The sequence below is a fragment of the Pseudomonas sp. B28(2017) genome, from assembly GCF_002113025.1.
Lineage (GTDB): Bacteria > Pseudomonadota > Gammaproteobacteria > Pseudomonadales > Pseudomonadaceae > Aquipseudomonas.
Genome location: NZ_NEJH01000004.1, coordinates 282,287 through 294,746, shown reverse-complemented (window position 1 = coordinate 294,746; position 12,460 = coordinate 282,287). Strand labels below are relative to the sequence as shown.

The window sequence follows — 12,460 nt, the reverse complement described above, 5'->3', positions numbered from 1 at the left end:
CTAGCCAACGTGGTAGACGGTGTAAAGTTACCTTTGGTCGTGCTAGTTTAATGTCAATTTTTCGTATACGTGGGCAAAACGCCTGTCAGAACATAGAGTTGGCGCCACGTTTTAAAGCGGTTTACAGGTTGTAAACCCCTTATTTTTCAGCATTTTTCATAGAGGCACGGGATTACATGGAAATCGGTCTGCGCGAGTGGCTGATCGTCATCGGCATAATTGTCATTGCCGGTATTCTTTTCGATGGCTGGCGCCGTATGCGCGGCGGCAAGGGAAAACTGAAGTTCCGTCTTGATCGAAGTCTGTCCAACCTGCCGGACGAGGACAGCAGCGCCGAGCTGCTGGGCCCGCCGCGCGTGCTGGACACCCATAAAGAGCCGCAACTGGACGAGCAGGACCTGCCGTCGGTGAGCATGCCGGCCCGGGAGCCTCGCGAGTCGGGTTCCAAGCGCGGCAAGCGTAGCCACAGCGAGCCTTCCCAGGGCGACATGAACCTCAGCCTGGATCTGGACGGCGGCCCGAGCTTCAGCAGCCGCGACGACGATTTCCCGGCCGAAACCAAATCCTCGCCATCGGTCAGCGACAAGGATCAGCCGCAAGCTGAAGAAGTGCTGGTGATCAGCGTGATCTGCCGCGACGCTGCCGGCTTCAAGGGCCCGGCGCTGTTGCAGAACATTCTGGAAAGCGGCCTGCGTTTCGGCGAGATGGATATTTTCCACCGTCACGAAAGCATGGCGGGCAACGGTGAAGTCCTCTTCTCCATGGCCAATGCCGTCAAGCCGGGTGTATTCGACCTGGACGACATCGACCACTTCAGCACCCCGGCGGTGAGCTTCTTCCTGGGGCTGCCAGGCCCTCGCCATCCGAAGCAAGCCTTCGACGTGATGGTGGCGGCGGCGCGTAAACTGTCCCAGGAGCTCAATGGCGAACTGAAGGACGATCAGCGCAGCGTACTGACCGCCCAGACGATCGAGCACTACCGTCAGCGCATCGTGGAGTTTGAACGCCGCGCATTGACCCAGAAGCGTTGATTGAAATGGTTATTCCCGCGCGGCGCGCGGGATGATCGGCAAAACATATTGAGCAGCCTCGGCTGCTCTTTTGCTTTATGAGAGAACACCCATGACCGCCGCCAAGAACCGTATTTTAGAGCTGCGCGCTGAGCTGGATCAGCACAACTATCGTTACCACGTGCTCGACGAGCCGAGCATTCCGGACGCCGAATACGATCGCTTGTTCAACGAGCTCAAGGCGCTGGAAGCGGCCAATCCCGAACTGATCACCAGCGACTCGCCCACCCAGCGAGTGGGCAGCGCGGCGCTGTCGGCGTTTACCCAGGTGCGTCACGAAGTGCCGATGCTCAGTCTCGGTAACGCCTTCGAAGAAACCGACATGCGCGAGTTCGACCGTCGGGTGACCGAAGGCCTGGATTTGCCGGCGGGCGACCTGTTCGGTGGCGGCGCAACCGTTGAATATAGCTGTGAACCCAAGCTCGATGGCCTGGCCGTCAGCCTGTTGTATCAGGATGGCATCCTGGTGCGCGGTGCGACCCGCGGCGATGGTACGACGGGCGAAGACATCAGCGTCAACGTGCGCACGGTACGCAACATTCCGCTCAAGCTGCACGGTACTGGCTGGCCGGCGACTCTGGAAGTGCGCGGCGAAGTGTTCATGTCCAAGGCCGGTTTCGAGCGGCTCAACGCCACGCAGCTGGAAGTCGGTGGCAAGACGTTCGCCAACCCGCGCAACGCGGCGGCAGGCAGTTTGCGCCAGCTGGACTCGAAGATCACCGCCAACCGCCCGCTGGAGTTCTGCTGCTATGGCATCGGCCAGGTGTCGGCGGACATTGCCGATACGCACGTTGGCAATTTGCAGCAGCTCCAGGCCTGGGGCATGCCGATCAGTCATGAGCTGAAACTGGCGCAGGGTATCGCCGAATGCCTGGATTACTACCGCGACATCGGTGAGCGGCGCAGCGCACTGCCTTATGAAATCGACGGCGTGGTGTTCAAGGTCAACAGCATTGCCTCCCAGCGCGAACTGGGTTTTCGTGCCCGTGAGCCGCGTTGGGCCATTGCCCACAAATTCCCGGCGATGGAAGAACTCACCGAACTGCTCGATGTGGAGTTCCAGGTCGGCCGCACCGGTGCGGTGACGCCGGTGGCGCGTCTGAAACCGGTCAAGGTCGCCGGTGTCACGGTGGCCAACGCCACGCTGCACAACATGGATGAAGTGGCGCGCCTGGGCCTGATGATCGGTGACACGGTGATCATCCGTCGTGCAGGTGACGTGATTCCGCAAGTGGTGCAAGTGGTCATTGAGCGTCGTCCGGAAAACGCCCGGCCGGTGCAGATTCCCGAGCAGTGCCCGGTGTGCGGTTCCCATGTCGAGCGCACGCAACTGATCAAGCGCAGCAAGGGCCGCGAGACGATCAGCGAAGGCGCGGTTTATCGCTGCGTCGGCCGTCTGGCCTGTGGCGCACAATTGAAACAGGCAATCATTCACTTCGTGTCCCGGCGCGCCATGGACATCGAGGGCCTGGGGGAGAAGAGTGTCGAGCAACTGGTGGACGAAGGCCTGGTGAGTTCGCCGGCCGATCTGTACGCCCTGACGTTCGAGCAAATCGTCGACCTGGAAGGCTTTGCCGAGCTGTCGAGCAAGAACCTGCTCGGCGCCATCGAAGACAGCAAGAAGCCGGGCCTGGCGCGGTTCATCTACGCCCTCGGCATTCCCGATGTCGGCGAGGAGACGGCTAAGGTATTGGCCCGTTCCCTGGGTTCGCTGGAGCGGGTGCAGCAGGCCTTGCCACAGGTGCTGACGTACTTGCCGGACGTCGGGCTGGAAGTCGCGTACGAGATCCACAGCTTCTTCGAGGACGCGCACAACCAACAGGTGATCGCCGATTTGCTCAAGCATGGCATGCAGATTCAGGACCAGGGCGAGCTTGGCGCTGAGTTTGCGGCCAGTACTACCTTGGGTGGTTTCCTCGACAAATTGCACATCCCTTCGGTGGGGCCGGGCGGGGCGCAGAAGCTGGCAGACAAATTCGGCACGCTGCAGGCGGTGATCGGCGCGGATTGGCTCGATATGCGCCAGGCTCTTCCAGAGAAACAGGCCAATTCGGTTCGCGAGTTCTTTGCGGTCGAGGAAAATCGCCAATTGGCCGAAGCGGCCGAGAAGCAACTGCTTGATTTCGGCATGCACTGGCAGAGTGAGAAGAAGCTCGTCGAAGGCTTGCCACTGGCCGGGCAGACCTGGGTGCTGACCGGCTCGCTGGAACTGATGAGCCGCGATGTGGCCAAGGACAAGCTCGAAAGCCTGGGGGCCAAGGTCGCCGGTTCGGTATCGGCCAAGACCCATTGCGTGGTGGCTGGGCCCGGCGCGGGCTCCAAGTTGACCAAGGCCAATGAGCTGGGGCTGAAGGTGCTGGATGAAGAGGCGTTTGTCAGCTTCCTGAAGGATCACGGCATTTCGATCTGACAGCATTCGCGAGCCCGCTCCCCCGGGGGATCTCGGCCAGACACAGCTGCCGGGAACGCCCAGTTACTTTGTGGGTGCGAGCCTGCTCGCGAAGACGATTTCAACAGCCCCGCAGAAAACGGGAACGATCACCACTGGGGAATGATCTAGTCTTGGCAAGCCTAGGGAGAGATCGCCATGTACCGTTTCTTCGAACAGCTCAGCTCGCGCATCGCCGCGCCGTTCATGGGCGAAAGTTCGCGCAGCGGCAAGGTCTGGCTGTGTCGTTGCGGGCAGTCGCTGTTTTTTCGCAACAGCCAGTGCCTGGCCTGTTCGGCGGCGTTGGGTTATCAGCCGGAGCAGAGTCGATTGTCCTCACTGCAACCGGGTGTGCAAGCGGGCACCTGGCTGCTTGATGTCGATCCGGAGACTGGCCTGTTTCGACGTTGCGCCAACCTCGACTCCCCGGCGGCCTGTAATTGGTTGCTACCTGCCAATGATCACGAGATCTTGTGCGTTGCCTGCAGTCTCAATCGCACCATTCCCGATCTGTCGATAGCCGACAACCACGATCGCTGGCGCAAGGTGGAAACCGCCAAGCGGCGCCTGGTCGCGCAACTGGTCAGCCTGGGGTTGTCGGTGGCTCCCAAGACAGTCGATGAAGAGACCGGCCTGGCCTTCGATTTCATCGGCATGGACCTCGCAGGCAAACCGCCCACCACCGGGCATGCCAATGGCCTGATCACCCTCGATATCAAGGAAGCCGACGACGCGCACCGCGAGCAGGTGCGGGCGCAATTGCACGAACCCTATCGCACGCTGCTCGGGCATTTTCGTCACGAAGTCGGACATTATTACTGGGACCGCTTGATCGCCAGTAGCCATTGGCTGGAACCCTTTCGCCGGTTGTTCGGCGATGAGCGCGCCAGCTATGCCGAAGCCCTCGAGCGACATTATCAGCAGGGCGCGCCGCTCGACTGGCAGCAGCACTACGTCAGCGCCTACGCGACCATGCACCCATGGGAAGACTGGGCGGAAACCTGGGCGCATTACCTGCACATGATGGATGCCGTGGACACTGCGCTGGGCTTTGGCATGAGCGCCCGGGACATGGATTTCGACTATCGGCCGTTTCCGCCTGAAACCCTCTATGATCCACAGCATCCCGGTGGTGCGGCTTTTCTGTCGTTCGTCAACGCGTGGATCGAGCTGGCGGGCATGCTCAATGAGCTATCGCGCAGCATGGGGCAGCCGGATTTCTATCCGTTCGTCCTGCCGCCGGCGGTGATTGCCAGGCTGCACTTTATCCACCTGGTGATTCAGCAGGAGGGCGGCAGGGCGGACGAGGTGCTGCAGGCGCAATAGCAAGTGCTTGAACCCCCTCATATTTTTAATCCGCATCCAACGGTTGTAACTTCGCCTCAGATAGGTACAATGGCGCGGCTCGCCGACAGGTGAGTGTCGTTATGGTGACCCCATCGGTCCCCCCGCAACGATCAGCCGTGAACCCGGTCAGGCCTGGAAGGGAGCAGCCGCAGCGGTGACATTGTGTGCCGGGGTGTGGCTGGTGGGGTTACCACCTTAACGCCACGTGAGTATTCTCTCACGTTATCTTTCTGACCCCCCCCCTTTTTGCTAGCTGCCAGGATCTTGTCCGGGGCGGTTTTTCGTCGTTTCCGATTTATCCACAGCCGCAGGCTCGCCACCGATATACAGCCGAACTGTCGCATTGATCTCCCCGGACATCTTCATCCGCACCAGGGTGCGCAGAATGCGTTCCGCCGGCACTTGCGGGTCGTTGCGTACGTAGCAGCCGACACTCTGCTCTTGCAGCACCGCCACACTGTGCAATTGTTGCTCCGGCAGCAGGCGCTGATTGAACCAGTCCAGGCTCCATCGATTGCTGACGGCATAGCGGTTGCGGCCGGCGAGGAGTTTTTCCAGCACCTGTTCCTGGCTGCGTGCGTCGTCGCGCTGTAACCGATCGGTGTCGAACAGCGGTTGCAGGGCCGGGTAGCTGTAGCTCAGCACGGTACCGATGGACTGGTGTGGCAGATCCGCCGGGTTCACGGCGTCGGGCTGCGCATGCCGGGCGACCAACAGGTCGGGCTGGGTAAAGAGCGGGATGCTCCAGATGTAGTCGCCGGACTGTCGGGGCAGCCACGATTGCGCGGCATAACAGCGGACATCGACCTCGCCTTGCTCCATGGCGCTTTGCACTCGCCCGCGGGGCAATACATGGAATTCGGCCGGTAAGCCGACCTGGGTCGCGAGACTGAGCATCACGTCATACAGGATGCCCTGGGTCGGTTTGCCCCGTTCAAGTTGCACCATGGGCATGGTCCAACTGTCGCTTATCACGAAGCGCAGCGGTGCTGGCGCGGCCGCTCCGTCCAGGCTGATCAACAGCAATGCCCCCATGGCCAGCCTCATAAACACTCCGTTAAAAGCCCCTGATGTGCAGCTTGGCCAGAATACACGAGCGCACCGGATGCAATTTGTGCCTTGCTCCGCTAGCATTAGCCGCTTCTGCTTCCTTCGCTGCGACGGTTTTCGATGAGTTATCAGGTTCTTGCACGTAAATGGCGTCCGCGCTCGTTCCGCGAAATGGTCGGCCAGACCCATGTGCTCAAGGCTCTGATCAATGCCTTGGACAGCCAGCGGCTGCACCACGCCTACCTCTTTACCGGTACCCGTGGGGTCGGCAAGACCACCATCGCGCGGATCATTGCCAAATGCCTGAACTGTGAAACAGGTATCACTTCGACCCCCTGCGGCGAATGTTCGGTGTGCCGCGAAATCGACGAGGGCCGCTTTGTCGACCTGATCGAAATCGACGCCGCGAGCCGTACCAAGGTCGAAGATACACGCGAATTGCTCGACAACGTGCAGTACGCCCCGAGCCGCGGGCGCTTCAAGGTCTACCTGATCGACGAAGTGCACATGCTCTCCAGCCATTCGTTCAACGCGCTGCTCAAAACCCTTGAGGAGCCGCCACCCTACGTCAAGTTCATCCTGGCGACCACCGACCCGCAGAAACTTCCTGCAACGATTCTGTCGCGGTGCCTGCAGTTCTCCCTGAAGAATATGACGCCGGAACGCGTTGTCGAGCACTTGACCCACGTGCTGGGTGCCGAGAATGTGCCGTTCGAAGAGGATGCGCTGTGGTTGCTGGGCCGTGCCGCCGACGGATCGATGCGCGATGCCATGAGTCTGACCGATCAGGCCATTGCCTTCGGTGAAGGCAAGGTTCTGGCCGCCGACGTGCGGGCGATGCTCGGGACGCTCGATCACGGGCAGGTCTACGACGTCCTGCATGCGTTGATCGAAGGCGATGCCAAGGCGTTGCTCGAAGCCATCCGCCACCTGGCCGAACAGGGTCCGGACTGGAATGGCGTGCTTTCGGAAATTCTCAATGTGCTGCACCGCGTTGCCATCGCCCAGGCGTTGCCGGAAGGTGTCGATAACGGTCATGGCGACCGTGATCGCGTGCTGACACTGGCCCAGGCGTTGCCGGCCGAAGACGTGCAGTTCTACTACCAGATGGGCCTGATCGGCCGCCGCGACTTGCCGCTGGCGCCGGATCCCCGGGGCGGTTTTGAAATGGTATTGCTGCGGATGCTGGCGTTCCGGCCCGCAGACACCGCGGATGCCCCAAGGCAACCGCTAAAGCCAGTGGGGATCAGCCGGGCCACAGTTGATTCCGCAAATTCAGTGGCTGCCGCGCCGGTTGTTGCGCCGGTAGTCGCTGCGGCCGTTGCACCAATAGCGGCTGCGGCAGCGCCGGTCGTCGTACCTGTGCCAGAACCTGCGCCTGTGCCTGTGGTTGAAGCGGAGGTGGTCGAAGAGGTTGTCGACCTGCCATGGAATGACCCGGTCGAGCCCGCGCCCATTCAGCAACCGGCGGTGGAGCCCGTACTGGAAACCGCCAGCGAACAACCTGAATTACCACCGATGCCGTCGCCAACGCCGGACAGCGTGGTGCCGGACGCCCCGGAGTGGGCCGCCGCGCCGATCCCGGAACCTTCGGTGGCCGACGTCGATGCCGCGACGCCGGGCATGGACCTGGATGACGAGCCGCCGCTGGACGAGGATTACATCGAGCCGGACATGGATTCGGCCTACAGTTACCTCGACGAACTGGCCAGCGAGCATGCCGCTGACCCGGCTCCGGAGCCCGAGCCTGAGCCCGCGGCAATGCCGGCCACCGGCCTGGCCCTGCAATGGCTGGAGCTGTTCCCGAAATTGCCGATTTCCGGCATGACCGGCAGTATCGCCGCCAACTGCACGCTGATCGCGGTGGATGGCGACAATTGGCTGATGCACCTGGACCCGGCCCACAGCGCCTTGTTCAACGCCACTCAGCAGCGTCGTCTCAACGATGCGCTGAACCAGTATCACCAGCGCACGCTGACCCTGAACATCGAGCTGATCAAGCCCGAGCAGGAAACCCCGGCACAGGCGGCTTCGCGCCGCCGCGCCGACCGTCAGCGCGAGGCGGAGGAATCGATCCACGGTGATCCGTTCATCCAGCAAATGATGCAGCAGTTCGGTGCGGTGATCCGTAACGATACTATTGAGCCTGTCGACGCCCTGGTCACTCAGGGCTAATAACTGAGGGTGCTCGGCCGCATGGGCCGGGCGCTGTTTTGATCCAAGTACTTTTGAGGTGATTACCATGATGAAAGGTGGCATGGCCGGCCTGATGAAGCAGGCGCAGCAGATGCAGGAAAAAATGGCCAAGATGCAGGAAGAACTGGCCAACGCCGAAGTCACCGGTAAGGCCGGTGGCGATATGGTCACCGTGGTGATGACCGGTCGCCATGACGTCAAGAGCGTCACCATCGACCCAAGCCTGGTTGAAGGCCTGAGCGAGGACGACAAGGAAATGCTGGAAGCGGTCGTCGCTGCCGCCGTCAACGACGCCGTGCGCAAGATCGAAGCCAACAGCCAGGAAAAAATGGGCAGCATGACAGCCGGCATGCAACTGCCGCCGGGCATGAAACTGCCATTCTGATTCGCCTTCAGGCGGCAGATGAGCTACAAAAATGCCAGGCATTGCGCCTGGCATTTTTGTTTTCCGGCATTGGAGATGTAGTGTCTGGAATGCCGTCATCGTGAGCTCGGTCCCTCAGGTTTTGCGAATGCCGCGAATCTTGTGGGAGCGGGCTTGCCCGCGATGAAGTCGCCTCGTAAACATCGAACGCCATACCGCCACACAGGTCTGCTTCCTATATCACCGAGCCCCATCGATCACAGGAGACGCTGCCATGTCCGACCCCATGACCCTCAATCAACGCATTGTCCTGGCTTCTCGCCCGGTAGGCGCGCCAACGCCGGAAAACTTCCGTATGGAGCGGGTGGCGCTGCCGGATCTGGCCGACGGTCAGGTGTTGCTCAAGACTGTTTTCCTGTCGCTGGATCCCTACATGCGCGGACGCATGAGCGATGCACCTTCCTACGCTGCGCCGGTGGAAATCGGCGAAGTCATGACCGGGGGCGCTGTCAGCCGGGTCGAGCGATCGCTCAATCCGAAATTTCAGGAAGGTGATCTGGTGGTTGGTACCACCGGTTGGCAGAGCCACAGCATCAATGACGGACGCAGCATCATCCCGGTGCCGTCGGGATTGCCAAGTCCGTCGATGGCCCTTGGGGTGCTGGGGATGCCGGGCATGACCGCGTACATGGGCCTGATGGACATCGGCCAGCCCAAGGCCGGCGAAACCCTGGTGGTTGCAGCGGCGTCCGGCGCGGTGGGCTCGGTGGTCGGCCAGGTGGCGAAGATCAAGGGGCTGCGTGTGGTCGGCGTGGCTGGCGGCGCGGACAAGTGCCGGTATGTGGTCGACGAATTGGGTTTCGACGCCTGCATCGACCACAAGAGCCCCGACTTTGCTGAAGAACTGGTACACGCCTGTCCCAAAGGCATCGACATTTATTATGAAAACGTCGGCGGCAAAGTGTTCGACGCCGTGGTGCCGTTGCTCAATCCCAAGGCACGGATTCCACTCTGCGGCCTGATTGCCTCCTATAACGCCTATGAAACGCCGAGCGGACCGGATCGCCTGCCACTGTTGCAGCGCACCTTGTTGACCAAGCGGGTACGCATCCAGGGCTTCATCGTGTTCGATGACTATGGTGATCGCCAGCCGGAATTCCTCAGTGCCATGGCGCCCTGGGTACGCGATGGCAAGGTGAGATTCCGCGAAGACGTGGTCAATGGCCTGGAGCAGGCTCCCGATGCGTTCATCGGCATGCTGGAAGGGCGCAACTTCGGCAAACTGGTGGTTCGGGTTTCCCGGGACTGAGTTATTGACGCTGCAATTTGACGCTCAACCGAGGCGCGGGTATAAACCGCGTCTCGTTGATTTGTCGGACTTTTCCACCATGAGCTTCAGCCCTTTGATTCGCCAACTGATCGACGCCCTGCGAATTTTGCCAGGCGTGGGTCAGAAAACCGCCCAGCGCATGGCGTTGCAGTTGCTCGAACGTGACCGCAGCGGCGGCTCACGACTGGCGCTGGCCCTGAGCCAGGCCATGGAAGGGGTCGGCCACTGCCGCTTGTGCCGTACACTGACAGAAGATGATCTGTGCCCGCAATGCGCCGATACCCGTCGCGACGACACCTTGCTCTGCGTGGTGGAAGGCCCGATGGACGTCTATGCAGTGGAGCAGACCGGTTTCCGCGGGCGCTATTTCGTGCTCAAGGGCCATCTGTCGCCGCTCGACGGCCTGGGGCCGGAAGCCATCGGCATTCCGCAATTGATGGCACGGATCGAAGAGGCCGGCACTTTCACCGAAGTCATCCTGGCCACCAACCCGACCGTGGAAGGTGAAGCCACAGCGCACTACATCGCCCAATTGCTCAGCAGCAAAGGCCTGATCGCCTCGCGTATCGCCCATGGCGTGCCGCTCGGTGGCGAGCTGGAACTGGTCGATGGCGGCACGCTGGCGCATTCGTTTGCCGGGCGCAAGCCGATCACTTTGTAATTTGTGTTGTCCGGGCTGACGTCTTCGCGAGCCTGCTCGCGAAAGGCGTGCCGCGGTCTGTCGAGTTCACACAATCCTGTTGAAAACCAAGCAAGCGCTCGGTTAACTTCACTGACCCCTTCAGTGGAGCTCGCCGATGCCTGCCTTTCAGGAATACTTCGACCCCAGCCACCAATTGGTCCGTGACAGCGTCAGACGTTTCGTCGAGCGCGAGATTCTTCCTGATATCGAGCAGTGGGAAGAAGCCGAAAGCTTTCCTCGCGAGCTCTACCTCAAGGCCGGCGCGGCCGGGATTCTCGGCATCGGTTACCCGGAGGTCTACGGAGGCAGCCACGAAGGGGATCTGTTCGCCAAGGTTGCCGCCAGTGAAGAGTTGATGCGCTGCGGCTCAGGCGGCCTGGTTGCCGGCCTGGGCTCACTGGATATCGGCTTGCCGCCCATTCTCAAGTGGGCCCGGCCCGAAGTGCGTGATCGTGTGCTGCCGCAGGTGCTGTCGGGAGAGAAGATCAGCGCCCTGGCCATCACCGAGCCCGGTGGCGGCTCCGACGTTGCCAACCTGCAAACCCGTGCGGTACGAGAGGGTGATTTTTACCGGGTCAGTGGCAGCAAGACCTTTATCACCAGCGGCGTGCGCGCGGATTTCCATACCGTCGCGGTGCGCACGGGCGAGCCAGGTTTCGCTGGCATTAGCCTGTTACTGATCGAGAAAGGCACACCCGGTTTCACCGTAGGACGGCAACTGAAGAAAATGGGCTGGTGGGCGTCGGACACGGCTGAACTGTTCTTCGATGATTGCCGGGTGCCCGCAGGAAACCTGATAGGCGCCGAGAACATGGGCTTTGCCTGCATCATGGGCAATTTCCAGAGCGAACGCCTGGCCCTGGCATTGATGGCCAACATGACCGCACAACTGGCGCTGGAGGAGAGCCTGAAGTGGGCGCGCCAGCGTGAAGCCTTTGGCAAGCCGATCGGCAAGTTTCAGGTGATCAGGCATCGTCTCGCCGAGATGGCGACCGGGCTGGAAGTGTCCCGGGAGTTCACTTACCGCCAGGCCGCGAAAATGGCGGCGGGGCAGAGCGTAATCAAGGAGATATCCATGGCCAAGAACTTTGCGACGGATACGGCAGACCGGATCGTCACCGATGCGGTGCAGATACTCGGTGGGCTGGGTTACATGCGCGAGAGTCTGGTGGAGCGGCTGTACCGCGACAACCGGATCCTGTCGATTGGCGGCGGGACGCGGGAAGTGATGAACGAGATCATCAGCAAGCAGATGGGACTTTGAGTTATTGCGGTGTAGCGGCTGACGCCTTCGTCGGATCGCCGCCCGGAGCAGGCTCGCTCCCACAGAAGATTGCATTCTTCCTGACAGAACGCGGTCAACGTGGGAGCGAGCCTGCTCGCGAATGGCGCCGGTCCAGGCGCCGCTTATTTATCGGTCAGGGCAAACTGCGTCAGGCAGAACGTAGGAATGCCCATGTCTTCCAGACGCTGCGAGCCACCCAGTTCCGGCAGATCGATAATCGCCGCCGCTTCATGCACCCGGGCGCCCATGCGGCGGATCAGGTTTGCAGCGGCAATCAGGGTGCCGCCGGTCGCGATCAGGTCATCGAACATCACCACCGAATCCCCCTCGCACAGGCTGTCGGCGTGCACTTCCAGGAAGGCTTCGCCGTATTCGGTCGCATAGCCTTCGGCCAGCACCTCAGCCGGCAGCTTGCCTTGCTTGCGAAACAGTACCAGCGGCTTGTTCAATTGATAGGCCAGTACCGAACCTATCAGGAAACCACGGGCATCCATGGCGCCGATATGAGTGAAGTCAGCCTCGACGTAACGGTGAGCGAAGCTGTCCATCACCAGGCGCAGGGCCGTGGGCGACTGGAACAGCGGGGTGATGTCGCGAAAGATCACACCCGGTTTCGGGAAGTCGATCACAGGGCGTATCAGGGATTTGATGTCGAAGGAGTCGAAGGCCATAGTCGGAGAATCCTGGCAGGGCTGCAAACGACGCAGT

The 12,460-nt window shown here is 61.1% G+C and carries 10 protein-coding genes and 1 other RNA gene; 9 read left to right on the top strand and 2 right to left on the bottom strand.

Translation table 11 applies throughout. The annotated features are described in order from the left end of the window. Window positions 1–176: 176 nt before the first annotated feature. The 4 genes from zipA (at window position 177) to ffs (ending at window position 5,032) form a co-directional block, all read left to right on the top strand. Window positions 177–1,031, top strand: a complete 855-nt coding sequence (zipA, locus tag CAF65_RS14020; protein ID WP_085716798.1) for a cell division protein ZipA — start codon at window positions 177–179, stop codon at window positions 1,029–1,031. Window positions 1,032–1,122: 91 nt separating this feature from the next. Then, complete coding sequence (gene ligA, locus CAF65_RS14015) at window positions 1,123–3,480, top strand: NAD-dependent DNA ligase LigA (RefSeq protein WP_085716797.1); 2,358 nt, start codon at window positions 1,123–1,125, stop codon at window positions 3,478–3,480. A 177-nt stretch (window positions 3,481–3,657) separates the two neighbouring features. Further along, complete coding sequence (locus tag CAF65_RS14010; RefSeq protein ID WP_085716796.1) at window positions 3,658–4,824, top strand: putative zinc-binding metallopeptidase; 1,167 nt, start codon at window positions 3,658–3,660, stop codon at window positions 4,822–4,824. 111 nt (window positions 4,825–4,935) lie between these two features. Further along, an RNA gene (gene ffs / locus CAF65_RS14005) (signal recognition particle sRNA small type) lies at window positions 4,936–5,032 on the top strand. 62 nt (window positions 5,033–5,094) lie between these two features. On the opposite strand, the gene CAF65_RS14000 is transcribed toward ffs, so the two are convergent. Continuing rightward, on the bottom strand, window positions 5,095–5,892 hold the full coding sequence (locus tag CAF65_RS14000) for an ABC transporter substrate-binding protein (RefSeq protein WP_085716795.1): 798 nt from the start codon (window positions 5,890–5,892) through the stop codon (window positions 5,095–5,097). Window positions 5,893–6,015: 123 nt separating this feature from the next. On the opposite strand from CAF65_RS14000, the gene dnaX reads away from it, so the two are divergent. From dnaX to CAF65_RS13975, 5 genes are all read left to right on the top strand, one after another. After that, window positions 6,016–8,070, top strand: a complete 2,055-nt coding sequence (dnaX, locus tag CAF65_RS13995; protein ID WP_085716794.1) for a DNA polymerase III subunit gamma/tau — start codon at window positions 6,016–6,018, stop codon at window positions 8,068–8,070. A 67-nt stretch (window positions 8,071–8,137) separates the two neighbouring features. Further along, complete coding sequence (locus tag CAF65_RS13990; protein ID WP_007985911.1) at window positions 8,138–8,476, top strand: YbaB/EbfC family nucleoid-associated protein; 339 nt, start codon at window positions 8,138–8,140, stop codon at window positions 8,474–8,476. A gap of 253 nt (window positions 8,477–8,729) precedes the next feature. Next, the gene (locus tag CAF65_RS13985; RefSeq protein WP_085716793.1) at window positions 8,730–9,764 is read left to right on the top strand and encodes an NADP-dependent oxidoreductase; all 1,035 of its coding nucleotides are present in this window, start codon (window positions 8,730–8,732) and stop codon (window positions 9,762–9,764) included. A 79-nt stretch (window positions 9,765–9,843) separates the two neighbouring features. Beyond that, window positions 9,844–10,446, top strand: a complete 603-nt coding sequence (gene recR, locus CAF65_RS13980; RefSeq protein WP_057396224.1) for a recombination mediator RecR — start codon at window positions 9,844–9,846, stop codon at window positions 10,444–10,446. A gap of 136 nt (window positions 10,447–10,582) precedes the next feature. Further along, entirely contained in the window at window positions 10,583–11,731 is a 1,149-nt protein-coding gene (locus CAF65_RS13975; protein ID WP_085716791.1) for an acyl-CoA dehydrogenase family protein, read from the top strand. Between the two features lie 143 nt (window positions 11,732–11,874). Here CAF65_RS13975 and CAF65_RS13970 read toward each other — a convergent pair whose 3' ends face one another. Continuing rightward, window positions 11,875–12,423, bottom strand: coding sequence for an adenine phosphoribosyltransferase (locus CAF65_RS13970; RefSeq protein WP_085716790.1), 549 nt, complete (start codon window positions 12,421–12,423; stop codon window positions 11,875–11,877). Window positions 12,424–12,460: the final 37 nt, after the last annotated feature.

Excerpts from the sequence above, each read along its gene's own strand:
- CAF65_RS14000 (WP_085716795.1), bottom strand. The coding sequence starts at position 5,892 with ATGAGGCTGGCCATGGGGGCATTGCTGTTGATCAGCCTGGACGGAGCG.
- CAF65_RS14010 (WP_085716796.1), top strand. The coding sequence starts at position 3,658 with ATGTACCGTTTCTTCGAACAGCTCAGCTCGCGCATCGCCGCGCCGTTC.
- zipA (WP_085716798.1), top strand. The coding sequence starts at position 177 with ATGGAAATCGGTCTGCGCGAGTGGCTGATCGTCATCGGCATAATTGTC.
- CAF65_RS13975 (WP_085716791.1), top strand. The coding sequence starts at position 10,583 with ATGCCTGCCTTTCAGGAATACTTCGACCCCAGCCACCAATTGGTCCGT.
- ligA (WP_085716797.1), top strand. The coding sequence starts at position 1,123 with ATGACCGCCGCCAAGAACCGTATTTTAGAGCTGCGCGCTGAGCTGGAT.
- CAF65_RS13985 (WP_085716793.1), top strand. The coding sequence starts at position 8,730 with ATGTCCGACCCCATGACCCTCAATCAACGCATTGTCCTGGCTTCTCGC.
- CAF65_RS13990 (WP_007985911.1), top strand. The coding sequence starts at position 8,138 with ATGATGAAAGGTGGCATGGCCGGCCTGATGAAGCAGGCGCAGCAGATG.
- CAF65_RS13970 (WP_085716790.1), bottom strand. The coding sequence starts at position 12,423 with ATGGCCTTCGACTCCTTCGACATCAAATCCCTGATACGCCCTGTGATC.
- dnaX (WP_085716794.1), top strand. The coding sequence starts at position 6,016 with ATGAGTTATCAGGTTCTTGCACGTAAATGGCGTCCGCGCTCGTTCCGC.
- recR (WP_057396224.1), top strand. The coding sequence starts at position 9,844 with ATGAGCTTCAGCCCTTTGATTCGCCAACTGATCGACGCCCTGCGAATT.